Annotated in this window: 14 protein-coding genes; 5 read left to right on the plus strand and 9 right to left on the minus strand. The window is 49.2% G+C overall.

Annotation, left to right across the window (positions count from 1 at the left end):
• Positions 1-50 precede the first annotated feature (50 nt).
• From AB3R30_RS09375 to cobA, 6 genes are all read right to left on the minus strand, one after another.
• A complete protein-coding gene (locus AB3R30_RS09375) occupies positions 51-3,203 on the minus strand; it encodes a GAF domain-containing protein (RefSeq protein WP_458648911.1) in 3,153 nt (1,050 codons plus the stop codon).
• 787 nt (positions 3,204-3,990) lie between these two features.
• Entirely contained in the window at positions 3,991-8,175 is a 4,185-nt protein-coding gene (locus AB3R30_RS09380) for a glycosyltransferase family protein (protein ID WP_458648912.1), read from the minus strand.
• A 138-nt stretch (positions 8,176-8,313) separates the two neighbouring features.
• Entirely contained in the window at positions 8,314-9,591 is a 1,278-nt protein-coding gene (locus AB3R30_RS09385; protein WP_458648913.1) for an acetylornithine/succinylornithine family transaminase, read from the minus strand.
• Between the two features lie 661 nt (positions 9,592-10,252).
• The gene (locus tag AB3R30_RS09390; RefSeq protein ID WP_458648914.1) at positions 10,253-10,900 is read right to left on the minus strand and encodes a transglutaminase-like domain-containing protein; all 648 of its coding nucleotides are present in this window, start codon (positions 10,898-10,900) and stop codon (positions 10,253-10,255) included.
• On the minus strand, positions 10,878-11,483 hold the full coding sequence (gene lexA / locus AB3R30_RS09395; RefSeq protein WP_458648915.1) for a transcriptional repressor LexA: 606 nt from the start codon (positions 11,481-11,483) through the stop codon (positions 10,878-10,880). The genes AB3R30_RS09390 and lexA overlap by 23 nt, the downstream gene beginning before the upstream one ends.
• 122 nt (positions 11,484-11,605) lie before the next feature.
• The gene (gene cobA, locus AB3R30_RS09400) at positions 11,606-13,975 is read right to left on the minus strand and encodes a uroporphyrinogen-III C-methyltransferase (RefSeq protein WP_458648916.1); all 2,370 of its coding nucleotides are present in this window, start codon (positions 13,973-13,975) and stop codon (positions 11,606-11,608) included.
• Positions 13,976-14,191: 216 nt separating this feature from the next.
• Between cobA and AB3R30_RS09405 the strand changes: the two genes are divergently transcribed.
• Together AB3R30_RS09405 and AB3R30_RS09410 are read left to right on the plus strand one after the other, a co-directional pair.
• Complete coding sequence (locus AB3R30_RS09405; protein WP_458648917.1) at positions 14,192-14,686, plus strand: DUF29 domain-containing protein; 495 nt, start codon at positions 14,192-14,194, stop codon at positions 14,684-14,686.
• Positions 14,687-15,565 carry an NAD(P)-dependent oxidoreductase gene (locus AB3R30_RS09410; protein WP_458648918.1) on the plus strand — a complete coding sequence of 293 codons (879 nt, stop codon included), beginning with the start codon at positions 14,687-14,689 and terminating at the stop codon, positions 15,563-15,565.
• Here the strand turns inward: AB3R30_RS09410 and AB3R30_RS09415 are convergent.
• Both AB3R30_RS09415 and AB3R30_RS09420 read right to left on the minus strand, forming a co-directional pair.
• Positions 15,546-16,253: a potassium channel family protein gene (locus tag AB3R30_RS09415; protein ID WP_458648919.1), complete on the minus strand. Its 708-nt coding sequence runs from the start codon at positions 16,251-16,253 to the stop codon at positions 15,546-15,548. The two genes, AB3R30_RS09410 and AB3R30_RS09415, sit on opposite strands and share 20 nt — an antisense overlap.
• Before the next feature lie 226 nt (positions 16,254-16,479).
• Positions 16,480-17,826 (minus strand): TrkH family potassium uptake protein, encoded by a 1,347-nt coding sequence (locus tag AB3R30_RS09420; protein ID WP_458648920.1) that lies wholly within the window; start codon positions 17,824-17,826, stop codon positions 16,480-16,482.
• 183 nt (positions 17,827-18,009) lie between these two features.
• Here AB3R30_RS09420 and AB3R30_RS09425 point away from each other — a divergent pair, with 183 nt between their 5' ends.
• From AB3R30_RS09425 to AB3R30_RS09435, 3 genes are all read left to right on the plus strand, one after another.
• On the plus strand, positions 18,010-18,729 hold the full coding sequence (locus AB3R30_RS09425) for a DUF4333 domain-containing protein (RefSeq protein ID WP_458648921.1): 720 nt from the start codon (positions 18,010-18,012) through the stop codon (positions 18,727-18,729).
• Between the two features lie 95 nt (positions 18,730-18,824).
• Positions 18,825-19,685, plus strand: a complete 861-nt coding sequence (locus AB3R30_RS09430; RefSeq protein WP_458648922.1) for a methyltransferase domain-containing protein — start codon at positions 18,825-18,827, stop codon at positions 19,683-19,685.
• 105 nt (positions 19,686-19,790) lie between these two features.
• Complete coding sequence (locus AB3R30_RS09435) at positions 19,791-20,804, plus strand: homogentisate phytyltransferase (RefSeq protein WP_458648923.1); 1,014 nt, start codon at positions 19,791-19,793, stop codon at positions 20,802-20,804.
• Here the strand turns inward: AB3R30_RS09435 and AB3R30_RS09440 are convergent.
• Positions 20,785-24,723, minus strand: a complete 3,939-nt coding sequence (locus tag AB3R30_RS09440) for a GAF domain-containing protein (protein ID WP_458648924.1) — start codon at positions 24,721-24,723, stop codon at positions 20,785-20,787. The two genes, AB3R30_RS09435 and AB3R30_RS09440, sit on opposite strands and share 20 nt — an antisense overlap.
• Between the last annotated feature and the right edge of the window lie 169 nt (positions 24,724-24,892).

The raw sequence follows: 24,892 nt of genomic DNA on the forward strand, positions 1-24,892 counted from the left end.
CTTTTAAGACCGTGAGGGCTGTGTTAATAGTTCACAGAATATATATTTGACTAGGAGAGGTTTGATTGCTCATTCAACCCAGCTTCAGGAGTTTGAAGCAGCGACAGTATTTGATCGAAATCAAAGTTGCCAGCTAATTCCGCGATCGCCCTTTTTAGTCCAATCTGTTCAATCGGAAGTTCCTCCAAAAGATTCGGAATCACTGAATCATTTCCTTCCAAAGCTGAACGCCTCAGTTTCATTCGCCATGCTTCTGGCATCTGGGCGAGTCCAGCTTGGAGGCTACTTTTGGGTAACTGCGGCTGATCTCTGTTGGCTGGCTGGGCGCGTGGGTCGTCTACGATCTCCTCATACAAGTATTGCACCCCTAAATGATGACCAATTTTTTCAAACAGTTCTTGCTGTTCAAAGGGTTTACGGATGAAGTCATCACAGCCAACGGCAAAAAAGGTTTGGCGCTGATTGGCAAAGGCGCTGGCGGTGAGCGCAATTACCACTGTGTTTTGTCCCTGCGGATCGGCTTTAATCAAGCGGGTTGCGTCTAAGCCATCTAAGATTGGCATTCGCAGATCCATCAAAATTAAATTGGGTTGCCAGTCTCGCCAAATCGCGATCGCCTCCTCTCCGTTCACCGCTTCCCGTAACTCAAAGCCCTCTATATTTAATAGTTTTGATAGCAGCAACCGATTGGTAACGTTATCTTCAGCAATGAGGATGCGATAGATGGGTTGGTTCGGGGCTAATCCCTTGATCGGCTGGTGACTGGGGGTTCGTGGTGGAATCAAGTCTAGTTCAACAGAGCTTATTTGCATATCAAAACTAAACGTGCTGCCTTGACCGGGTTGGCTAACAACTGTAATTTCTCCGCCCATAAGATGCACGAATTTTTGGCTAATTGACAAGCCTAACCCGGTGCCCTCAGTCGTACTCATTCCTGTACTGGTTTGCTCAAAAGGTTTAAAGAGTTTGTTGAGTTCATTCGCCGCAATGCCTGCTCCAGTATCTTCAATTTCAAACTGGAGCAACGGACAGTGAACCGGGGTATCTGCGATCGCAACACAGTTTTCTGGATCAATAAAACTGGTTCGCACAGTAATACTGCCGTGGTTGGTAAATTTAACGGCATTGCTTAACAAATTGAGTAAAACTTGGCGCAGTTTATTTTCATCCGCAATCACATGTTGGGGCAAAGTTTTTGAGCGCTCAAATATGAGTTGCAGTCCTTTTACTTTTGCTCTGAGCCGGAACATCTCTTCCAAACTATCTAGCAGCGAGTGTAAGTCAAAACTGTTGTTATTTAGAAAAATGCGTCCTGCTTCAATTTTAGACATTTCAAGCACATCGTTGATCAACTTGAGCAGATGTCCACCACTGCGATTGATAATGCTGACGTATTCTTGATGGGTCGAAAGCAAAGAGCGATCGCGCGCCATTAACTGAGTGAACCCCAAAATAGCATTGAGCGGGGTACGCAGTTCATGGCTCATGCTTGCCAAAAACTCACTTTTAGCGCGATTGGCTCCATCCGCCTGATCTTTTGCCAATTGAAGCTCGGTTGCTTGCTGTTGAGTTTGGCTAAATAACTCAGATTGTTGAACAGCAACTCCTAACTGAGTGCCAATTTGGGCGGCAATTTGAATTTCGGATTCTTGCCAGTGGCGAGGGTTTGCGTTTTGGTAATTGGCTAACAAGCCCCAAAGCTGATTGCCACAAAAAATTGGCACCGTAATATAGGAACGCGCTTGTAGGAATGCCAATAGTTCTAGATAGCAGTCATTAAACCCAGCGGTGTAGACATCTTCAATGCAGCAATAATTCGATTTATTGCGATAAAGTCCGCCTTCCTGGGCTTGTAGATAGGTATCACGAATCAGAATCTCAGAGCCATCATCTAGGCGCTTGATCACACAATTGGCTTTATCAACCGCAATTTTGGTTGAGGCTGGGGCACTCGTATCTATAGGCACGATTTTATTCCAACCTTCTGCAACGGCTTCTGCAACTACGGTGCCGCTCCAGTCGGGTTCAAATCGATAAATTAAGGTGCGATCGCACTGAAGGGCTTGGCGTAACTCTGCGGTAGTCGCACTGAAAATAGCATCCAAATTTAAGCTTTGGCGCATTCGCAGAATTACCTTCATAGTGGCGCGATCGCGTTCGGCTAGGTGCCGCAGTTTGACTTCTGCGATCGTCCGTTCCTCAACTTCTGCTGCCAACGCTTTATTGGTCTGCACCAATTCTGCGGTGCGCTGCTCCACTCGACCTTCTAACTGATCGTAAGCCAGACTTTTCGCCTCTTCTGCCCGTTTTCTCCCCAATTCTGCCGCCGCCCGTGCTGCAAACACCTGCATCAGGGCAATTCGGTTTTCATCCGGTGGCAATGGCTCCGTATGCAACATGCACAAGGTGCCAAGCGCCGTTTGATCCTGATCTAACAGGGGCACGCCTACATAACTGACCGCCTCCATTTGCACTAACGCTTCAGCGTGAGGAAATTGAGCTTGTAAATTGTCTAAAAATTGGCAAATTTGTTTTCCTTGAACCACTGAGCCGCAGGGAGTATTGGGCAAGCTATATTCGATGTTTTCTGCCAAATGATCATCTGACCAACAGGCTAGAGTGTGAAATCGCTCCGGTGGATTCCCCACTGCTTCCGATACCAGCACATATGTTGCGCCTAAAGCCTCCGCTAGATTTCGCACTAGGGCAGCAAAAAACTCTTCTCCTGTGACAGAGGCGGTTCCAGTAATAATTTGTCGTAACACGGCTTCAGTCCGCTGCCGTTCAACTATTTGCTTTTCTAATTCTTGATTCACTGTCTCTAGCTGAATCGGCGTTTTTAAGGCGAGAAACTGAGGCAGTAGTTCCATGAGTTGCAGCGCTGTATAGACAGAAATGAGCGCGGTAAATGCCCGTTCGATGCCGGATATCCAGTAGATGGGATACCACAAGGTAACAATATCCAGTAGATGCCCAACGCCGCAAAAAATGATAAACGCGCCAAACAACGCAAACACTCTGGAAAAAGGGATGTCGCTCCGCTTACTGACAAAGTAGATCAGCATAGCGGGGATGGAAAAGTAGGCGATCGCAATTAGGACATCGCTGACCACATACAGTCCCACTAGCGGAGTTTGCCAGAGATAGCAGTGACCATGAGGCATATAAATATCGGGAGAGAATAGATTTTGCAGAAGTTCCACTATTACTTTGCTCTATTACAACTTGTAACAACCCATAGCCTAATAATTTAAGTCAATTGGCAAATAAAAATCTGTCCTAGGGGTGAAGGTGAAAACACAATGTGTGATTGTACTGAGCGCCTTGTGTAATTACGCTGAACTTTGATGAACTGATATGGCAACGGATAGATAAGTCAGGACACAAAGATCCTTAAGAAAGAAGAAATAACGGACGGTTGTTGTCTTACCCTTTCCTCCTACAGCGATACAAGCCCAAGTCCTAGGGATTTGTTGACTTGTCCTTAAAAAGTAAGTACACACCCTCATCACCAAGTTGAAAAGTTTACTTAATTCTTTTTCAAGTAATCTCTGTCCATAGAGTGCCTATTAGCCGACTTATTATCTTAGCTTTCTTAGAAAACTTTACAGACTAAATTGAAAGCCTGAATTTGAGTCCTGATATGCCTAAGGATAATTAGACGTTGCTGAATCTGGGGATGGAATTTGGGCGTTGCTGAATCTAGATATGAAATTCGTAGGGGCAATCCCTTGTGGTTGACCTTATCCCAGCAAGGGTAGGCACAAGGCGCTACCCCTACCCATGAAAATCATGTCTGCATTCAGCAGTGCCGGAATTTGTAGGGGCAATCCCTTGTGGTTGCCCTCTATCTACGCCAGGGTAGGCACATGGGGATGGAATTTGTAGGGGCGATCCCTTGTGGTTGCCCTCTATCTAAGCCAGGGTAGGCACAAGACTTACCTCTACAGTCAAAATCATACTTGCATTCAGCAATGCCTATCCTTGAAGCTATTCCCAATCGTCTAGTTCAACAATCCAGCGTTGCAGCAGGCTGTTAACCTGGCTACGACGGGCTTCAAAGGTAGCGGCAATCCAGATTAGCAGTAATCCGACGGCAATTCCGATCGCCCATAGCACCAGGGAATAGTCGCTAATAAACCGCCACACTTGCCATAACACTTGCAATATAAAGCTGGCAGTGCCGACATATAGCAGCGCTCGAATTTTCAGCAGCACTCCTGCAAAGATGAAGGCTAAATCGATCGCGATCGCGCCCAATCCGACAAGCAGAGGCAGTACACCCGCAATGCCGATCTGGGCTTGATAGAACGCAGTCAGGCTAATAATTCCTGTGGCAAGACAGCGTAACCAATGGCGCGTTTCTCGATTGTTGGGCGATCGCAAGCTTGGCTCAACCTGCACCCAATACAACAAAGAAGCTCCAATCACTGCTGCAATCCAGAGCGGTTCCAAAGCTCCCCGTTCAGACAGCATTCGTAATATTGCCCAATCTGCCAGCAGCACACTGATGTAGCTGAAACTGACTCGCCGTTCGGCACTGGATAGCCAGCCATAAAATGCCGCCACAATTAGCAGGGTTTGAATGGTGCTGCCCCACCCCGTTAGCAAAATTGCGATCGCAGGAAGCACGATCGCCGCTTGTCGCCACGATTGCCAATTCCAGCCCCAGCGCTGCCACGGTGCAAAGTAGAGAAAGACTGAAATAACCGCCGCGATCGCCCCAGCCCAATCAATCAATACTGCATCCGGCAGCCAGCGGTGCAGCCAATACGTCAAAGCTATCAAACCTTGAGCAATTCCGGCGTAGATCCAAAGGAAAGTGCCAAGTTCAGAGTTTTGAGTTCTGAGTTCTGAGTTCTGAGTTCTGAGTTCTAGGTTCTGAGTTTCCTCTGATCCTTGTTCCCTATTCCCTATTTCCTGTCCCCTATTCCCTATTTCCTGTCCCCTATTTCGTCCCATTGTCAGCGCATAGGCGGCGGCTGTTGCGATCGCGGCTGTCCACAGCCATTCACCAGAAGCGTTCAAGCTGAAGAATAGAACAGTAATCAGCAAGATTGAGCCTAAACCCCAGTGGGCATGGGCGATCGCTTGCCATAGCCATTGCGGAACTTGCAAATAGGAAATGAGCCAGCGTTGGAGCGCATAGTAGGCGATCGCAAGTCCTAGGGCTAATCCTGCCAATAGCGTGATGCCATCTCCCGAACTGCCTCCTGTCGCCTGCAACAGTTGATAGAGCAACAGTTGATAGGCAGCAATGGAAACGCCACCCAAGGACAGCAACGTCAGCGATCGCAATTCCACCTGACGACGACCAACCCCAAGTCCCACAAGCGCCGCTGCAAAGGTATACCAGCCCGTAGTAGCGGTGAATGCGCGGTGTTGAATGATGACTCCCAAAAGCGCGTAGAGAATGGGAATAACATGAAAAGAGGACGGAACTGAGTTCAGAGTTCGGAGTTCGGAGTTCGGAGTTTGGAGTTCGCCATTCGCCATTCGCCTGCTGATCATCCAGTCGCCGCCTAGCTGAGTGGCTAATCCAAGGGCAAGGTTGGCAATTCCTAATGTGTCTAGGGATCGTCCTGTGAGGGCAATACTGCTGATGAGTAGAAGTTCTACGCTCCACGCGATCGCGTAGAAGCCGAGGTTGCTGACTCCTTGCCACAGCCGCAAGCCGATCGCGATCATCAAAATGGTGGAGGCGATCGTGTTGTTTGCAGTAGGTTTATCAAATTGGAAGTAAACAATCACCTGGCTCAGGGTTAGCACTACCAACGTCAACAGCGTCAGTCCTGTTGCCCAGCCATCGGCGGCTTGTTGATAGAGATGTTTGAGGCGATTGGCTGGAGGCTGGAGTAGTCTGCTTTGCAGCAGCCAGAGCAGCAACACCGCGATCGCCCAAACAACAGTTGCAAAGTCAAAGGTACGATTATTGGTAAAAATCTCCCAAGCGGCGATGAGCAAAAATCCTAGCCCAAAACCAACGGTTAACACGGCTGCCACTAAATGGCGCACTTGGCGAGTATTGAGCAGCATCAGCCCAGTTGCAAGTCCTAAACCGATCAATCGTCCGGCGATCGTCGTGAACATGAGCGGCTGCACCAGCAGAAGTGTAATGCTGCTGAACCAACTGGCGGTATACCCATAGGAAAACCGCCGTTGATTGCCCAATAGGGTCAACATTAGCGGCACCGTCAGCCACATTCCACCCCAGTTCAGCGCTTGCTCTTGCACCAGATTGAAACTCAAGAGTACATAGCTGGAAGCGGCTAAAACGAGTCCAAAATACCAAGCGCTCACTTGCCAGGATGAACGCGGAGTGAGGAATTCGGCATATTGAAGAGTGCTTTCGGGTGCAGGGTCGCTTTGGTTGCTGCGATCGCTATGATGACTCCAATCGCCAATCCAACCCACGCTAATACTCCATTCAGCGACCATGCCAATCAACACTATGCCTGCCCAAACCGTGGCAGAAAGGGTCGGAAACGCCCAATCAATTCCAGAGGCGATCGCGGCTAAAGTAATGCCGTGAGTCAGGTAAATCAATGGTGGTGAGGGCTGAACTCGCTTAGTTGTGATGATGATTAGCGTGATGGCTGACAGCAGCAAGTTGAGCGATCGCACCCAGGCATTATTTAAACTAATCACGGTTAATGCACTGCCCAACCCCAACGCCAAAAATTCAGCATATCGGGCTAGTTCAGGGCGCTGCCACTGTTTCAGGCGAAAGGCTAACCCAACCGTGAGCAGGACATAGGGAAACAAGCCCAGCCCCAGAAAAGCAAACGGCGTACCCTCTGTTCCGGCAAATCGGGTGAAAAATTCCAGAATGCTAGTCTGGACAGCAACAGGAACCACTCGCCATCCTAACCAACAGACTTGCAATCCCACCAAAAAGCCAGTGACTAAAGCAATTGGTGAGCCGAGCCGATGCAGGCGATCGCCCAGTAGCCATAGCGCCAAACCACTAACGGCGATCGCTTGCCATGGCATTTCCATCACTGCCACCAACCACCCCAGCAGCAGCAGCCCTGCTCCAGCCCTGACCCAATCAGCACGGGTTGCTTTTTGACGTGCCAACCAACACAGCACCCAGCCACAGATTCCCAATGCCAACCCCAGTTGACTAATTGGCACCTGAGCCATGAGTGCTGCTCGCCCAATCAAAATCAGCGCAAACGCCGCCACCGCGATCGTACTGAGCGAAAAAGGAGCGATGGCTAGCTGAGTATTCCCTGGCGAGATTGCCCTCTCTTCTTCCCTGCCTCTTGCCCCTTGCCTCCTGCTCCCTCTGTCATTCACCACTAACGCCGCCGCTGCCCCAACCGTTCCCCCATACACCGCCCCCAAAGGCACCCCTTGCAACCCCCAGCCCCAATGCAGCCAACTCAGGGCGATCGCGGTGATCAACATCAGCCGCGACCGATCTGGTTTCAAAAGCAAAATCAAGATGCCAGTCAGCAGAAAAGATGCGATCGCTGCCATACCCAGCCCAGCAGGGCTTTGCCCCAACCGGAACCCATCCATCATCCAAAAATTGACCGGGATAATCAACAGCGTGGCAAGGTTCAACATGCGACTGGTCAACTGCAAAGCTGCCTGTTTCCCTGTCCACCAGCCCACTCCCCAAAAAACTAGTGTGTAACCCAATAAAATGCTGTATTGCCCCACGGCTGAAAAATTGCGCCATTGGGTTGCTGCCAGCACTCCCGACGACACCACCACCAAAAACACGCCCAAGAACAGCAGCCACAAAACGCTCAGTTCTGCCATGAAAGACTGCAACAGTCGAGCAGCCATGGTAGGTGGGCGAACAGGTAAGGGTGCTGCGGGTGTCACAGGATTGGTGCGAACAGGATTGGCGCGATCGCGGCTAGAATCTGGTCTTGTCGGGCGCGATTCTGATTGCGGCACTGCACCCACCGGAAGAAAATCGCCGATCGCTTCCATAGGTTGCAACTCCCCAGCATCTACTGCTGGAGAGGATTCCGGTTGTACTGCCACAACTGAAACCTGGGAAACTGGGCAAACCAGTTGTTCTGCACACAATTGTCGAACCAACTCGTCTGTAATTAAGCCAAGTTGCAGCCAGTTATCCAATCCTTCTAGTAAAGCGGGATGGGCAGATCGAATGACTAACTCAAGGATAAATTGGCGATCGCGAGGGGAAGCCATAGCAGAAAAAATATAGCTCTCCTATCATCGTCCCTGTTTTCATGAATCGCTCAAATCTTTAGTCACCTTAATCTAATGTCCTTGGCTAAGCAGCTTTTTAAAGTACTACCTGCTAAGCCAAAACATTTGATTCAGAGACTACAACGTGGCAAACGCTTGATCTACGGCGTGAAGAGCGTGATCAACTTCAGACGCAGTGACGATCAAAGGTGGCACAAAGCGAACCACTTTCGGACCCGCAGGAACCATTAATACGCCCTGATTAATGCCAGATTGCACCACTTGAGCAGACGTTAAATCTATCTCGGCTTGAATCTCTAGCCCGTTGATTAGCCCCCAACCGCGCACGTCTGCTACTTTTTCAGGATAGCGCTGGGCGATCGCCTGTAAGCCCGTTCGCAATTGTTCTCCTCGCTCTTGAGCATTTTGCAGCAAATGATCGGCTTCCAAAGTGTGGCAGACTGCTAATGCCACCGCACAGGCAAAGGGATTACCGCCAAACGTGCTGGCATGATCACCCGGCTGGAAAATATTGCAAGATTCCTTACAAAGCATCGCCCCAATGGGAATGCCGCCACCCAACCCTTTTGCTGAAGTGAAAATATCTGGCTCAATTCCTAAGTTTTCAAAGCCCCAGAGCTTACCAGAACGTCCCATGCCGACCTGGACTTCATCACAGATTAGGAGAATGCCGCGCTCGTTGCAAATCTCGCGAATCCGCTGGAAGTAAGCGCGATCGCCCGGACGTACGCCCCCTTCACCCTGAAGCGCTTCTAGCAAAATTGCTGCCACTCGCGGTTTGTCTTGATCCAAGGCAGCGATCGCCTGCTCCAAGGCAGCAATATCGTTATAAGGGACATACTCAAACCCTGGAACGAGTGGGCTAAAGCCTTGTTGATACTTGGGTTGCCCCGTTGCGGTGATGGTTGCCAACGTGCGACCGTGGAAACTAGCGTGAGCCGTGATAATCACCGGATTAGTAATCCCTCGAACGGTATGGGCATACTTCCGCGCTAGCTTGATTGCGCCTTCATTTGCCTCCGCCCCGGAATTGCAGAAAAAAGCGCGATCGGCACAAGAATTTTTGACTAGCCACTTTGCCAACTCACCCTGAGCCGCCGTGTAATATAGGTTCGAGACATGGTGCAACGTTTGAATCTGTTTCGTCACCGCTTCCACCATGGCTGGGTGAGCGTGCCCTAAAGTACAAGTTGCAATTCCAGCGACAAAATCCAAGTATTCTCGTCCATCTGCATCCCAAACTCGACACCCGGCTCCACGTTCTAACGTAATCGGGTAACGAGCATAGGTTTTCATTACATACTCGTCAAATTCTGCTGAGGTAAATGGGCTAGCAACAGCCGACAGAGATTCAACGAAAGGAGACGCGACTTGGAGTAATGCTTCTAGACTCACTGGAACTAATCCTTATTTTTAAAAGGCTACAAAACGCAGTTGAATTTTGAACCGACACAACTGGTTGATTAACAGATGCCTCTGTCCAAAGTTTTTTATTCTTAGCTTTTACAATAGCCGATTCATTCTCATTCAGGCGCAATCCAATAAATCAGTCAAGTTCTGATGACAATTCGATAATAAGAAAAGGTGAGAAGCAAAGGAAAAGTGGCGTTGCTGAATCTAGATATGAAATTCGTAGGGGCAATCCCTTGTGGCTGCCCTGACCCCAGCCAGGGTAGCCACAAGGCGCTACCCCTACAAATGAAAATCATGTCTGCATTCAGCAATGCCGGAAAAGTCAAAGGTTATTTCTTTAAAAATTACGCAATGCGCGAAATATTACGCAATGCGCGACTTTCCCAATTCCCCTCACCCCAAACCCCTCTCCTGCTGGGCTACCGTGTATACACACAGCAATTCCAAATTCAAACTCTAAGAGGAGTAACTGACAGGAGAGAACTTGCCGTCTGAGAGCAGGAAGTCAATCAAATGCTGATCGCCAAGATGAAATTTACCCTGCATCCATGGTTTTTTCTGAGGTTGAGCAGCACTGTTTAGCGGATTTGTCCCCAACGCTCAGATGAGGGTAAATTAGTTGCACATCAGGTTGCGCTAACTATCACAACTCATGATGCTGGAAGAAACCCTGCTTTTCGGCAGTTTCTAGTGAAATATCCGGCAAATTGCAAAGCATCTCATCCCAAGTGGTATGCCTTTGTAGAGCTTTTACGACCTCTGCAAAAGGTTTAGGAAAAATAGTTGAAAAGTCTGCCTCTTCAGAAAACTGAATGGCGTAAGCAAGCTGTTCGATCGGCGGCATAAACTGAGCATCAATACCCGCGCGATTGCCTCTCGGATCAACTCGATACCAACCCATCTCGTCTAGATAAATAGCGTTGAATCCATGCAAACTGTAGGGCGCACCTTTGTCATCAATACTTAAGCGCTGATAGCAAAATCCTGTTGGAATGCCGTTTGCCCTCAGCAAAGCTGCTAGCAAATGGCTTTTTGCAAAACAGTAGCCTGTTCCATAACGCAGTACATCTGATGCCTTGCAGGTAACCGGATTCAACTGATAGTCAAAACTATGAGAAATGCGATCGCGCACCCATTCAAAGCAACGCTGGGCGATCGCGTTTTTTTGCCCAGACGCTAGTTGCTTTGCCAGATCCAAAATATCGGGATAATGCCAATCGATTATCTCATCTGCTTGGAGGTAATCTTGCAGATTCTTAGGCAAATTTCTAGTTGTAATCACGCCAGACATGCGCTAGAGCGCCCTGAACATCCACTTGAGAAGCAGGAACCTCAATTGACTCATAGTTTTTGTTTGCAGGTTGCAAGGTCACTTTGCTACCTCGACGGTGAAAATACTTTAGAGTAGTTTGATCCTGAACCCTAGCCGCCACAATCGTGCCATTTTTCAGGGCTTTTGGGTCAGAAACAGGCTTAAGAATGACAATATCACCACTGTCAATCATGGCATCCACCATGCTATCTCCCCGAACTCTCAGAGCGAAGTAGGTCGGCTTCAGTGAAATACCCGCCAAATCTAGATACTCAACGTCAGCATCAGGAAATGCATCAACTAGGCTACCAGCGGCGATCATGCCACGAATCGGCACCCCTCGCGACACTTCACTTGTAGCTCGAATAGTCCGCGCTTTACCTTCTGTCCATTCAATATAACCTTTCGTTCTTAAATGCTCTAAACGGCTTTGAACGGGGGCTGGAGACTTTAACTCCATCGCCTTCATCATTTGACGAATTGAGGGCGGATACTGGTTTTCGCGGATGTATTCTATCAGCCAATCGTATAGCTCTTGTTGCGCTGGGGTAAGGGTTTCCATGATCTGAGACAGAGTTGTAGTACTTTGATACACTTGTACCATCATTTTTGGGTTCTGTCTAGCCTTTTTAGAAAATTGGCAATAACGCTATAGAAAAACAGTCCGTGGGATGAAAACTGATATCATTCGTCATCCTGAAACTGAGGATTGGAGGGAGCAGGAGGTATTTTTAGATTTTTAATAGATGACTGATCGACTGCGATGACCTCTGCATCTTTAATTTCAAGATTTGTAACTTCTGGTCTGGCAGTCCTTTGAGTTCCAATTTTCCGTTGATTGGGTTTTCTAATGTCTAATATCTCTGGCTGTAAAATTTCTGGATCGGGCGCTTTGGGTATTCGTGGTTCCGGCAGTGTCTCTCTGCTGCTTGATTTTTGGGGTTCTGCACCCTGGGGCGCGATCGCGGGTGTCAATGGCTCTTGGTCGGGTAACGCTATGGATTTCGGGCGGATAGGTTCAGGTAGGGACTCTTCTACCGCGATCGCTTCGGGTTGAGTTTCGTCAGTCTGGGTATCCTCAATCAGACTCTTTTCAGTTGGATGAGCTTCGGTTGGACTATCTTCGGTCGGACTATTTGCTTGGATATTTTCAACAACTTGGGGCAATTCTACAGTTTCCAAAGTTTCAACAATCTGGATAGGCTCAGATTCTTCAGATTCCAAAGTGTTTTCAGGCTGCTGAGCTTCAAACTGGGGCGCGGGTTCAGCGATCGCGGATTCTTCTTCCTTCGGCGTTGCCCATTCAACGATCGCCGCTGTTAACCCATCCAACGTAAACTCGGCAGCTTCGACATCCACTCGTCCTAGTAAACTCTGACAGCTTTCGCTGGTTTGGGGTCCAATCGACGCGAGGCAGACATTCTCTAGATAAGATTGCCAATTTTCGTCGGCTTGTTGCAAGAGTTGACCAAAATGCTGCACCGTTTTGGAACTGGCAAAGGTGATCACATCCACGGAGCGCGATCGCAATGCTTGCAAGGCTTGGGGCGCGATCGCTGCTGGACAACGCGACTCATAAGCGGCAACTTCTCGCACTTTGGCACCTTGGTTCGCAAATTCCTTTACCAGCAGTTCGCGACCGCCACTTTCAACGCGAGGAAACAAAATTCGGAGTCCGCTTAACGGTTCAGGAAAGTTGACAGCCAGAGAATCGGCAACAAATTGAGGGGGAATAAAATCGGCGGGAATGCCCAGTTTCTGTAATCGCTGTGCTGTTTTTTCGCCTACCACCGCAATTTTAATGTTGCAAGAGAGCGAATCGTCACCTGTTTGAGTTTTGAGGCGTTTGAAAAAGGCATCCACGCCATTAGTAGAGGTCAAAATCAGCCAGTCAAATTCGTCTAGTCGGGCGATCGCCTGATCCAACTCTCGCCAGCTAGAGGGCGCTCCAATTTCTAAGGTTGGCATCTCAATTACAGTCGCGCCTTGCGCTTCCAGCAGTTGAGTAAACTGACTAGACTGACTAACAGCGCGAGTCACCAATACGGTTTTGTTGGTTAGAGGCAATGGTTCTGTGGAAACAGGTGGCATGATCGGCTCATCATCCTCTACCGATAGCTCTTGATAAGATGGCTGACGATCGCCGAGTGGTTCCAATCTGGCGGCGGGACTGCGATTCCCTTTGGGATTCTCCTTCGGAGACGCTTCGCGAACGTGGAACGAATCGCGCTCTGGTTGGCGAATAGTTGGTTCAGCAGGTATCCGAGATTCCCGCGTTCGTCTTTGCGGTTGCTCATACGCTGGCTCAGCAACAAGATTACGAACCACTTTTGGCTGGAGCAGCGATCGCAGTTTCACCACTTCGCCAATCACAATCACGCAGGGAGCCAATGACTGATTGGCGGTCTCCACCAAAATATTGCCCAACGTGCCTTCCCAAATCTGTTGTTCCGCCCGACCTGCCCACCGAATTACCGCGATCGGGGTTTTGGGCGATTTGCCATGTCCTCGCAGTCGCCGGACAATTTCGGGTAGAGTTCGCCCGCCCATTAAAATTACCAGCGTTTCTAGTTTTGCCAAAGAAACCCAATTCAACGCATCGGGGTTGTGGGCAGTGCAAACGGTAAACGAACTGCTCAATTCAGGATCGGTCAGAGGAATACCCGCCAACAGCGGAGCCACCAGCGCCGAAGACAAGCCCGGTATCACTTCATAGTCACATCGCGCAGCCACCAATGCTTCGATTTCTGCTTGCGCTCGACCAAACACAAATGGGTCACCACTTTTGAGCCGCACTACTTGTTTGCCGCGATCGCAGTGCTGCACCAACAAGCGATTAATTTCGGGCTGCGCCATACTGGGCTGTCCACCGCGCTTGCCCACATTCAGCTTCAGGCAGGTTTCGGGCACGAGGTTGAGCAGATCGCCGTCTACTAATGCGTCATAAACAAGCACCTCAGCCGTGGCAAGTAAGGTTTGCGCTTGTGTGGTCAGGTAATCGGCATCTCCCGGACCTGACCCAACTAGATAAACTTTGCCTGCTTGTTCAGCCATAAACCACATTGCTCATACTCTGCTGGATCTAGTTTAGGCGGTTGGCAGAATAATCACCTGAAAAAGACGCGATCGCGTTTGATTACGAGAGTTGCGTTCTTGATTCTGCTGCCGTAATTGGAGCAATGGAGCGATTCTCTCGAAAGACAAAAGGCGATCGCCCACGCTAAAACGCGCCTATGCTAGCGTTGAAAGAACCAAATTTGGGAAAACCCAATGACTGAAACCACCCAACTCAAATCTCCCTCTAAATATCACCAAGATTTTGTTGTTTGGTGTGAGGATACGGTTGCCAAGCTGAAAGATCGGGACATTGAGGGACTAGATTTTGAGGCGCTGATTGAGGAGATTGAAAGCTTGGGACTGAGAGACAAAAGAGAATTGAAAAGTCGATTAGGCGTATTGTTAGCTCATCTATTGTTAGCTCATCTACTGAAGCGCCTGTACGTTCAAAGCCCAAATGATTATTGCGGTTGGCAAAATGCGATCGCAGATCAGCGGCGAGAGATAGAGCTTTTGATAGAACAATCTCCTAGCTTAAAGAACTACTTTGTAGAAGTATTTGAGGACTCGTGGCGACACGCCCTCAAGCGAGTTAAGCAAGATTATCCAACGGTGCAACTTCCCGATGAATGGGAGTTTAGCCGAGATTTAGATGCGATCTTGACGGAAGATTTTTGGTTAACCGATGAAGACGGGGAGAAAAAATAGATGCAAATTGGCTTTATTGGCATTGGGTTAATGGGTCTGCCCATGGCACAGCGCCTTTTGGAGGCGGGATTGCCGTTGACGGTTTATAATCGGACACCCGGCAAACTAGAAGAGTTGAAAGAGAAGGGAGCCGCGATCGCCCCTACTCCGACCACTTTAATCCACGATTGCGACTGCATTATTCTGATGTTGACCAATGCCGCTGCGGTTCAAGAAATGCTCCTGTCTGAAACCAATCGGGCTTATTTGATTGGCAAAACGGTGATCCAAATGAGTACAATCGCCCCTAGTGAAAGCCGTGCGATCGGCGAAAAAGTGGTTGCAGCAGGCGGCGAGTATCTAGAAGCGCCCGTTTTAGGCAGCATTCCTGAAGCCAAAGTAGGCAAACTAATTGTTATGGTCGGCAGCACGTCCAAGCAATTTGAAACCTACCAGCCAATTCTCAGCCACTTTGGATCAACGGTGCGTTTAATCGGAGATGTGGGCACTGCCTCCGCGCTCAAACTCGCGTTGAATCAACTGATTGGCTCCCTCACCGCCGCCTTTGCCACCAGCCTCAGCTTCATTCAGAAAGAGGGCGTAGATGTAAAACAATTTATGGAAATTTTGCGGGGTAGTGCTTTATATGCGCCCACCTTCGACAAAAAATTGCAGCGAATGCGGGATCAAAACTACGCCAATCCCAATTTTCCGACAAAGCATCTCGCAAAAGATATGAAGCTATTTCAGGCAGAAGCAGAGCCACTGGGCTTAGATATTCACCTGCCAGCAGCAGTCAACCAAATTTTGCTAGAAGCAATCAATCGAGGGTTTGCTGAAGCGGACTATTGCGCCCTATTTGCCGTGATGAATCAAACCGCTAAATCGGCAAGCGATTAATATCTTGGTTCGAGCCAATCACCACCATGGCGCTACCTTTTTGCAGTCTCGCACTGGGATCGGGATTGATTTCAAACTTGCCGTCGCGACTGACAGCCAGCAGATTCAAACCATAGGAATTTCGCAGTTGCAAATCCGCAATGCTTTTGCCATTAAATTGATCGGGTATTAGCACTTCCACGATGCTGTTATCTGGGTCAAGCTCAAACCGATCCAAAATGCCGGGGCGCGTTAAAGACTGCGCCAACGCACAGCCACATTCGTGTTCTGGGAAAACGACATGGTCTGCACCCACTTTTTTCAAAAGCTTCATATGCACTTCTGAAGACGCTTTAGCGACCACATGAGGCACACCGCCTTCTTTAACATTGAGGGTCGTAATAATACTTTCTTGGACATAGTTACCGATCGCCACAATTACCGTGTCCTGCTCAAACACTCCCGCCTCTCTTAGGGCTGCGGGTTGGGTCGAGTCAAGTTGCCGAGCGTGAGTGGCAATATTGTCAGACAACACCTGAGCCACTCGTTCTTCATCCGAATCGACACACAAAACATCGTAGCCTTGCCTACTCAAAGTAGAAGCAACCGCTCGACCAAATCGCCCCAATCCGATCACTGCAAACTGCTTGTTCCGACCCGAATCGAGCCGCAGACTATGGAAAAAACTTAAGGATGATAGGTTGACCACTGCTTATATCGGTACGAAACCCCTCACATTTTGGAATTTGTACCGTCTCCTTTAATTTAAAGACTGAATATCGCTGAATATGAGTAGTATTACCGTTATCTAACTTAACAGAATGCTGGAGCAAATAAACTTTGAACTCTGAGGAAAGGCGATTGGCGAACTCAAAATATCTCCTTCGGAGACGCTTCGCGAACAAAACTCAAAACTTTCCACCTCCGCCGACTTTTTATCCGACCAACAGCGTCTCTTCGGGATAACGGACAAAGCTCGGTTTTGGATCGCCCAACAGTGCCGCCATTAACAGCAATACTCCTACCCGTCCGATATACATCATCACCACAAGCATCAGCTTGGCAAACACCGAAAAGCCAGCATCCACGGTGATGCCAGTGGATAAGCCGACTGTGGCAAAGGCGGATACGACTTCAAACAAAATTTGGATGAAATTATATTCTGGGTCTGACAGAGAAATCAAAATGGTGATCATAATGACGGCGGCAACTGAGCCGACGGTGACCCCAACGGCTTTTAATACCAGCGTCATTGGAATTTGGCGATCATAAAGCTGCGCCTCTTCTTTACCTTGCAGCACTGCCTTGGTGCAACTGGTCAGAATGCGTAGGGTTGTGGTTTTGATGCCGCCTGCCGTGCCGCCGGGACTACCGCCAATAAACATCAGCGCAATGGTAATAAACAGCCCTGCGGTGGTCATTTTGCCCACGTCGATCGTGTTAAAGCCTGCGGTTCGGGAGGTGGTTGATTGAAACCAGGCGGTCATCAACCGGGTGGGCAGATCCATTACGCCCAATGTTTTGGGATTTTGGCTTTCCACTAAGAAGAAGGCGATCGCCCCCAATATTAACAACATCAACGTGGTACTGACCGCCACTTTGAAATTGAGCGAAAAGATCATTCTTTTTCGCTGTCGGGTCAAGCGTCCTCGTAGCCAAAGATACATTTCAAAAATCGCTTCGTAACCAATCCCGCCAAAAATAATTAGCCCTGGAATCACAAGATTAATCAACGGGGAGGCTTGATAGCCCGTGAGATTATCTGAAAAAACACTAAACCCAGCATTATTCCAGGCGCTAACGCTATGAAAAATGGACAGCCACAAGCCCTTATCTAAGCCATATTGAGGCACAAACACGAACAGCATTAGAAAGGCACCTGTTAGTTCAAATAATAGCGTGGTGGCGATGATGGAGCGAATGAGTTGACTGGCTCCGTGAATTTCGGTGCGATCGAGGGCTTGCTGAACGGCAACTTTATTCCGCAGTCCAATCCGTCGCCCTAGCAACAACAGCAAAAAAGTAGTGGCGGTCATGTAGCCCAAGCCGCCAATCTGAATCAGCGTTAGGATAAAAAACTGCCCTAGGGTGGAAAAATAAGTGCCCGTATCGACGATGATATGTCCGGTGACACACACTGCCGAGGTTGCCGTAAACAGCGCGACCAGAACGGTGTTCCAATCCCAAACATCACTGGTTATGGAAAAGGGCAGGCTGAGGAGGAGCGTTCCTGCCCCAATCACAGCGAGAAAACCTAAACAAATAGTGCGAGAAACCGTCATGAATTAATTACGCAATTATTCAAAGTATTTTATCTTTGCACCTTTAATTTTGCATTTTCCATTTTTCATATTGTTTGGACAAATTTCGCTGACAAGGTATGCCATACGCTAGGGTAGTTTTGTGATTTTAGTGATCATTAAATGTTGTTCCAGTAAATGGATTAGAGATTGACCGAGTTACCTATGAATTCTTTGTGGATGGTTCAATTGGGCATAGCTGGACTTTTACTGGCGGGGGTAGTGGGATGCGCTGAGCCGCGATCGCCCATTGCTATACCAACCGGATCTCCTTCATCGACCGGGGCAGCGAGTCCATTGGTTGTACCAAGTGCAGCGGCGATCGCTCAAAAACCTGCTGCCACCAAAGCGTTGGAATATCGGCTAAAAGCAGAGGTTGCCAAAAAATCGGGGATTCCAGTTCAGTCCGTCACCTGCCCTATTACCGCTAACCCAGAGGATGGCAAACCGTTCGACTGTCAGGCGATGGCAGCCAATCAAACCTTTTGGGTCGCCCTTCGTCCTAAAGGAACACCCTTAGCCTCAACTGCCCCGGTTGGCGCTCCAGCAACGCCCGCGATTCCCGAAGGGAGTCCTGTGGAAAGCTTCGCTAACGTTTCACGAATCGCCCCTCCTCCCCAGCCCCAACTTCCTAGCCCTGCCCAAAAAAGCGAACTGCAATGGAGTACCAAGGGCTTACTGGTGTTGCCTAAACTGGAGCAAACGATTCAAAAAGGGATTAAAGCTCAGTTTCAGATTGAAGTGAAAACCAACTGCGGCGGCAAACTTCGAGTCGTTAAGCCCGGTGATACGTTTGCCTGTCAGGTGACGGATCAAAAAGGCACGACGAAGCCGATTACTGTAAGGGTTGACGATGAAAAAGGAAATGTCACCTGGAAGTTATAAAGTAAGCCGTGAATAGGGTGTAGGGTGTAGGGTGTTGTTTAAAATTCAACAGTGCCCTAGTTGGGCGATCGCCCTTTTTCTATGATTTTAGCGCTATGACTTCAACGCTCAATCAACGCATTCAACAGTTTTATGATGCCTCCTCCGGGCTGTGGGAACAAACCTGGGGAGAGCATATGCACCATGGATACTATGGAGCAGACGGCACACAAAAAAAAGAGCGTCGCCAAGCCCAAATTGATTTAATTGAAGAACTGCTAAACTGGGCAGACATTCGACAGGCAGACTATATTTTGGATGTGGGCTGCGGCATTGGTGGCAGTACGCTTTACCTTGCCGAAAAATTTCAGGCGATCGCCACGGGTATTACGCTCAGTCCCGTGCAGGCAAACCGAGCAACCCAACGGGCACAAAATGCAGGACTCGCCCCGACTGCTGCCGCGTCTCCATCGGCTCAATTTCAAGTTGCCGACGCATTGAATATGCCTTTTGCTGATCACTCGTTCGATTTCATTTGGTCATTGGAAAGTGGCGAACATATGCCCACCAAAGAAAAGTTCTTGCAAGAATGTCATCGAGTGCTGAAGCCGGGAGGCAAGTTTTTGTTTGTGACCTGGTGCCACCGCCCAACCGACTCGCAACCGCTAACCGCCGATGAGCAAAAACATTTAGAAGACATCTATCGGGTTTACTGTTTACCTTACGTCGTTTCGCTGCCAGAGTATGAAGCAATGGCGCGATCGCTCTCCTTCCAAGCCATTCGCACCGCAGACTGGTCTACCGCCGTCGCCCCATTTTGGGATGTAGTCATCGATTCTGCCATCACGCCTGCCTCTATTTTTGGGCTGCTGTTTTCCGGTTGGGGCACGATCCAAGCCGCGCTTTCCCTCGGTTTAATGCAGCGGGGCTATCAGCGGGGCTTGATTCGGTTTGGGCTGTTGTATGGAGAGAAGTAAAGAGTGCCGAATGACGAGGGGCGAGTGGCGAATAAAAAATAAGCGATCGCATAGGGTTATGTGACGAGTGAGCGTGAGGAGTGAGTCTGGGTCGTGAGGAAAAGTATGAAATTAGAGATAGAATCCGGCGTACCGCTCAGGTTTGCCAAACAGCCGATCGCCTGGTTAAAAGCCTTTTGGAAATTTTCGCGCCCCCATACCATCATCGGCACCAGCTTGAGTGTGTTGGCACTCTATCTGATCGCGATCGCCGACAGCAATCATTCTCTTTTTCCTTTTTCCTTTTTCCTTTTTCCTTTTTCCTTTGCCCTCCTCGCCTGTCTCTGCGGCAACGTTTATATTGTTGGACTCAACCAGCTTGAAGATATAGACATCGATCGCATCAATAAACCAGACTTACCGCTAGCCTCAGGTGAATTTTCCCGGCAGCAGGGCATTGCGATTGTGGTAACCATGGGGATTTTAGCGATCGCGATCGCTGCCCTACAAAGCCCCTACCTGCTAGCAATGGTCGGCACTAGCCTCCTGATCGGCACCGCCTATTCCCTGCCGCCCATTCGACTGAAGCGTTTCCCGTTTTGGGCATCCCTCTGCATCCTCACCGTGCGCGGCATTGTTGTAAACCTAGGACTCTTCCTCCACTTCAACTCCTTACTTCCCTCTTCCCCCTCCCCCGTTCTAAATTCGCCATTCGCCATTCGTAACTCGCCATTTGCCATTCCCCCTTCCGTTTGGGCACTAACCGCCTTCGTTGTGGTGTTTACCTTCGCGATCGCCATTTTCAAAGATGTGCCCGATATGGACGGCGATCGCCAATACAACATCCGCACGTTCACCCTCACACTCGGACAGCAAAAAGTTTTTGACTTGGCGCGTTGGGTGATTACTGCCAGCTATGTCGGCATGATTTTGGTAGGTTTCGCTCAACTTCCGGGTATCAATAGTCCCTTTTTGATTTCAACTCATTTGGCATTGCTGGGGATTCTGTGGTTCCGCAGTTTTCAGGTTGATTTGAGTGACAAATTTTCCATCAGCCACTTTTACCAGTTCATCTGGAAGCTATTTTTTCTAGAATACTTACTCTTCCCGATCGCCTGCCTTATTGCTCCGGCTGTCTAGAAGGTTTAACGAGCTGCGCGATCGCTTGCACCAATTCTTCCGTATTTAGAGGCTTAGTCATGTGGATTTGAAATCCGGACGTAAGCGCTTGCTGCTGATCCACTTCTCCAGCGTAGGCAGTGAGGGCGATCGCGGGAATCTGTCCCCCTTGAGCCGCTGGCAAGGTGCGAATCTCTTGAATTAATCTATTGCCATCTTTTCTAGGCATTCCAATATCGCTAATTAGCAGATCTGGGTTTACTTCAGCAAAGCACTCTAGAGCCGCGATCGCAGAATCGACAATAATCGCGATCGCCCCTGCTTCTTCCAGGATAAAAGCCACGAGATCACGAGCATCCGCGTCATCATCCACCACCAAGACTCGGACTCCATCCAGCAAACGGGGGGAAGGCAATGGAGCAGGGCGCTGGTCTGCATGTTTGGTCAATATCTCACTTTCCGACAGCGGCAGTTGGACGGTAAAAGTTGCTCCTTTGCCTTCCCCTAAACTAGCTGCTTGCACTGTGCCACCCTGTTGTTCCACAAGATGACGAACGATCGCCAGCCCCAACCCCAACCCGCCAAACTTTCGAGTGCTAGTTGAATCGGCTTGCCGAAAATATTCAAACACATGGGGCAAAAAATCTGGATGAATGCCTTTGCCCGTATCGATCACTTGAATCTGGGCATAGCGATCGCCAGAACTTAGCCGAACAGTGACCCGATCGTTAGCCTCAGAGAACTTAATCGCGTTGGTGAGTAAATTCCAAATAATTTGCTGGAGCCGAACCGAATCTCCTAAAACCATCAGCCGTGAAGGGTAAACCGCATCAGAGGAATTTTCTGTCGCATCCCTGCGATCGTCTACCTCCGTTCTAAGTTCAATTCCCTTTGACTGCGCGGCTAATTGCACGGTTTCCAGCGCTGATTGAACAGTGAACACTAAATTCACAGGCGCAATGTTTAACTGGAGCTTGCCTTGCAAAATCCGAGAAACATCCAACAAATCTTCAATCAGTTGAGTTTGCAGTTTGGCGTTGCGCTCGATCGTTTCTAGGGCATGAGTGGTTTTGGCTGCATCTAATTTGCCGCTACGAAGCAGACCCGCCCACCCTAAAATCGGATTCAGGGGCGTTCGCAACTCATGGGACAACACCGCTAAAAACTCATCCTTAACCCGGTTGGCTTTGGCGCTGCGGGCAGCTTCACGAACCGCATCATTTCGGGCAATTCGTTCAGCTTCATAAAGATGGGCACGGGCGATCGCTTGGGCACATTGTTGAGCAAGCGACAAAATAAACGATTGCTGCGCTTCATCCAACAACTGCGGCTCAGTGAACCCTAACGATATGCCGCCAACGGCGTGCCCTTCTACCATGAGCGGAACAGAAATCCAGGTACTAAACTGATAGTGGGCATACAGTCCAGCCAGATGAGGATAGCGGACGGCTCGGTCGCCAGACGGCTCTGCCCAGATTGGTTTCCCAGTGCGAACAACTTCTGCAAGCGGAAACGGAGCCTGAAGAGAAAATCGCTGCAAACCCTCACTTTGGGATAATTCATCGCCCACCAGCCGCACCACTTCTAACTCAGCCGCCGATTCATTCAACAAAGCAACCAGGGCAAAATTAGCACCCAAAGCCGCAATTCCTTGATCCGCAATCACTTGAGCAACTTGGTCAGGAGTGATCGATTCAGAAAAAGCCGCCGTAACCGATTGCAGCCGAGCGATTCGTTTTGTCGATCGCTCAGCGGCTTGTTGCGCCTGTTGAGCTTCTCGATATAGCCGAGCATTATCAATCGAAATGGCGGCGCGATGGGCAATATCGTCTGCCAGCGCCAGATCCGATTGACTATAACGGCGATCGGATTCAGCCGTCACAAACGAAATGGTGCCTAAAACTTGTCCACGAGCAATCAAGGGAGAGACGATACAAGACTTTAAGCCGAGGTCGCGCAAAATTTGCAAATGTTCCGCATCTTGAGCGATCGCCGCGATCGCATGATCTGGAATCTCAGCCGCAATTTCAGCCTGCCCGGTGCGGAGAACTTTGGAGATTCCCGCCGGATCATTCAACTGTCTGGGATATCTCCGATGGAGTTCCCAGCCTAACTCCACCTTCTCTGGATTACGGTGTTCGACTGCAACTCGCTCAATCGATTGGTTTTGCAATAAATCGATCGCGCACCAATCCGCAAAATACGGCACCACCAAATTAGCCACGCTTGCTAAAGTCGATTCATAATTCAATGAAACCGCCAGTGCCGTACTAATTTCCACTAGAAACGCCGATCGCCGCTGATCGGCTTCAGCTTCCAATCGAGCGGTCTGTTCTTGAACCTGCTGCTGGATCAGTTGAGTCCGTTCTTCTGCCAGACGCAAGCGCATTGCTTCTGCCAGTTTGCGCTCGGTAATGTCATGCATCACCACCACTGCACCGTGTTTGTTACCTTGGGCATCGGCGATCGCCTGTCCGCTAGCCAACAGCGATCGCGCCGTGCCCTGCTTCGGTGCAATCACCATCTCAACCTGGTTAACCACCTCTCCCTTCAGTGCCCGAAACAGAGGAATGTCCTCTTTAGCCATTGGGGTTTGACCATCCGGCAAGTACAGATCATAATGCTTTGCCCACTGTTCCGGCGGTAGTGGTTGCTCTGGCAACCCATGAAAGTCTCGTGCTGCTTGATTAAACAACGTTAAAACGCCCTCCGCATTGCAAGCAACAATCCCTGCCTGCACCTTATCGAGCAACACTTTCAGCATTTTCTGTTCTTGTTGCAAGTCGGCTTCTGCTTGCTGTCGATCCATCACTTCTAGGGACAATAATTGATTTGCCTTCGATAGTGCGGCGGTTCGTTGGATCACCTGATGTTCTAAATTGCGCTGGACTTGTTGCCGGGTTGCTTCTGTCTGCTGACGCTCTAGCTCGGTGGCAACCCGCAGCGCAAAAACCGACAATAGGGATTCTGCAATCTGCACATTTTCTAACGGCTGACCGTGCATGATGCCTAAAATTCCCAAAGGTGCGCCCAGTAAGTTGAAAAATGGAATTGCCGCATAGCTCTCCACGTTCAAGGGTTTCAGCAAGGGCGCGTTGGGAAACAACGTTTGAACCCTGTTGGGATAGCAGCACAATTTTCGCTCTGCGATCGCTCTTTCACAGGGAGTCTCCCGGAGATTGTATTCAAAATTGTCGATCAAGTTCCCTTTGGCACAGGCGGCGATCGTGCCAATGACTTCCGGATCATCTTCTTTAACTAAACCAATGTAGGCATAATCCACTCCTAGCACGTTGGTGAAGCGCTGCACTAAGGCATCAAAAAACGCTTCACCCGTAACAACCGAAACGCTTTTAGTCACCTCTACCAATGCTGCATCAATCTGAGCAATTTTCTGAGTCGCTAAGCGAAACTCTAGCTCATCCATCACCATTGCCGCGAGATCGGCTAGAGTTGCCTGCTGCTCATTGGTTAAAATTGAGCGCGGTTGGGTATCTAATAAACAAAGCGTACCCAGGTTGAAGCCATCTGGGGTAATCAATGGCGCACCGGCATAAAAGCGTAACCCTGGCTCGGTTTGTACAAATGGATTACAGATTAAGCGATCATCCTGCCGCGTGTCGGGAATCACCAAAACCTGATCCGACAGCAGCGCAAAGCTACAAATAGTCGTATCTCGCTGCACCTCTCGCAGATCGAAGCCGTAGCTAGATTTGAACCATCCTCTAGAAGTATCAATTAAAGAAACTAAGGCGATCGGCACATTAAATAACCGGGCAGCTAGGGAAGTGATGCGATCAAAGGCAACTTCAGACGGCGTATCCAGAATGTTGTATCGTCTTAGGGCTTGCAATCGGGCTGCTTCGTGAATCGGCAAAGGTGCGATTGGGTCTAGTTTTTCTATTGAAGTTTCATCGATCGAATGGGATGTATCATTCATTACGGTTGGCTTTGGCGAGTCTTCACTCAGGCGTATAAGGCTACTGTAAAGATTTCTCAGGCAAAAAAATCTATTTAAACAGCACAGTGTTAGTTAACTTGCATTCGTTAACTGGCTGCTCAGCGCAACACAACTGCCATCCTAAATTCTCTATCCAATATCAGATTGT

Origin of the sequence: Sivoneniella epilithica UHCC 1019 (assembly GCF_040830845.1) — a bacterium.
Taxonomy (GTDB): Bacteria; Cyanobacteriota; Cyanobacteriia; order Leptolyngbyales; family Leptolyngbyaceae; genus ULC077BIN1.